The organism is Colwellia sp. F1, from assembly GCF_056238625.1.
In genome coordinates, this window is record NZ_JBWDLI010000029.1 from 1 (window position 1) to 2,119 (window position 2,119).

Annotated in this window: 1 rRNA gene; it reads left to right on the plus strand. The window is 46.5% G+C overall.

Annotated elements, in window-relative coordinates:
* The first annotated feature begins 507 nt into the window (after positions 1–507).
* A 16S ribosomal RNA gene (locus AC0UA9_RS16525) occupies positions 508–2,050 on the plus strand.
* Positions 2,051–2,119: the final 69 nt, after the last annotated feature.

Genomic DNA, 2,119 nt, shown 5'->3' on the forward strand with positions numbered 1-2,119 from the left:
CAACAGGACGTTTTAATAAGTTATCTTAGTGCTTTTTAAGTAAATAAGTTAACTTAACGTGTTATTAACAGGTTTTGAAAGTTTTAAATAAACTTTTAAAAAAATGAAAATAAACGTTGACATTAAAACTTGGAAGCGTATGATACGCATCCTGCTTCGGGGCAACAGCAACGAGCAACGCTAAATGACCTAACGGTAAGTTAGCAAAAAGATAATGAGCGAATGCGACTCTTATCTACTGTTATTTAAGCTAAGTGCTTAATTAACAAGTTTTCTTTAACAATCAGTTATCATGCAATTTGTGTGGATACTCACATTAACTTGTTTTTACAAAGTCAGCTTGTCTGACAAAAAACGCTTTAATGAATGATGTTCACGCAAGTATTATTTATAAATACGAAAGTATACTTATATATGTAATGCGATATTTACTTCAGCTTTTATTAGCTAGGTAAGTATCACGACAGAATTCATTGAGCAGAAGCTTTTAGCTTCACAAACGATTTTTAATTGAAGAGTTTGATCATGGCTCAGATTGAACGCTGGCGGCAGGCTTAACACATGCAAGTCGAGCGGAAACGAAAAAGAGCTTGCTCTTTTGGCGTCGAGCGGCGGACGGGTGAGTAATGCTTGGGAATATGCCTTATGGTGGGGGATAACAGTTGGAAACGACTGCTAATACCGCATAATGTCTACGGACCAAAGGGGGGGATCTTCGGACCTCTCGCCATTTGATTAGCCCAAGTGAGATTAGCTAGTTGGTAAGGTAATGGCTTACCAAGGCGACGATCTCTAGCTGGTTTGAGAGGATGATCAGCCACACTGGGACTGAGACACGGCCCAGACTCCTACGGGAGGCAGCAGTGGGGAATATTGCACAATGGGCGCAAGCCTGATGCAGCCATGCCGCGTGTGTGAAGAAGGCCCTAGGGTTGTAAAGCACTTTCAGTTGTGAGGAAAGGGTAATGGTTAATAAGCATTATCTGTGACGTTAACAACAGAAGAAGCACCGGCTAACTTCGTGCCAGCAGCCGCGGTAATACGAGGGGTGCAAGCGTTAATCGGAATTACTGGGCGTAAAGCGTTCGTAGGCGGTTATTTAAGCAAGATGTGAAAGCCCAGGGCTCAACCTTGGAACTGCATTTTGAACTGGGTAGCTAGAGTACTGTAGAGGGTGGTGGAATTTCCAGTGTAGCGGTGAAATGCGTAGATATTGGAAGGAACATCAGTGGCGAAGGCGGCCACCTGGACAGATACTGACGCTGAGGAACGAAAGCGTGGGGAGCGAACAGGATTAGATACCCTGGTAGTCCACGCTGTAAACGATGTCAACTAGCCGTTTGTGTCCTAGAGACGTGAGTGGCGCAGCTAACGCACTAAGTTGACCGCCTGGGGAGTACGGCCGCAAGGTTAAAACTCAAATGAATTGACGGGGGCCCGCACAAGCGGTGGAGCATGTGGTTTAATTCGATGCAACGCGAAGAACCTTACCATCCCTTGACATCCAGAGAAGAGACTAGAGATAGACTTGTGCCTTCGGGAACTCTGTGACAGGTGCTGCATGGCTGTCGTCAGCTCGTGTTGTGAAATGTTGGGTTAAGTCCCGCAACGAGCGCAACCCCTATCCTTATTTGCCAGCGCGTAAAGGCGGGAACTCTAAGGAGACTGCCGGTGATAAACCGGAGGAAGGTGGGGACGACGTCAAGTCATCATGGCCCTTACGGGATGGGCTACACACGTGCTACAATGGCAGGTACAGAGGGCAGCGAAACCGCGAGGTTAAGCGAATCCCACAAAGCTTGTCGTAGTCCGGATTGGAGTCTGCAACTCGACTCCATGAAGTAGGAATCGCTAGTAATCGTGGATCAGAATGCCACGGTGAATACGTTCCCGGGCCTTGTACACACCGCCCGTCACACCATGGGAGTGGGATGCAAAAGAAGTGGCTAGTCTAACCTTCGGGAGGACGGTCACCACTTTGTGTTTCATGACTGGGGTGAAGTCGTAACAAGGTAACCCTAGGGGAACCTGGGGTTGGATCACCTCCTTATCTTGAAGTAAAACCAATTGATGAGAGCTTTTGCTCTACGAGTATTCACACAAATTACATGATAACAAA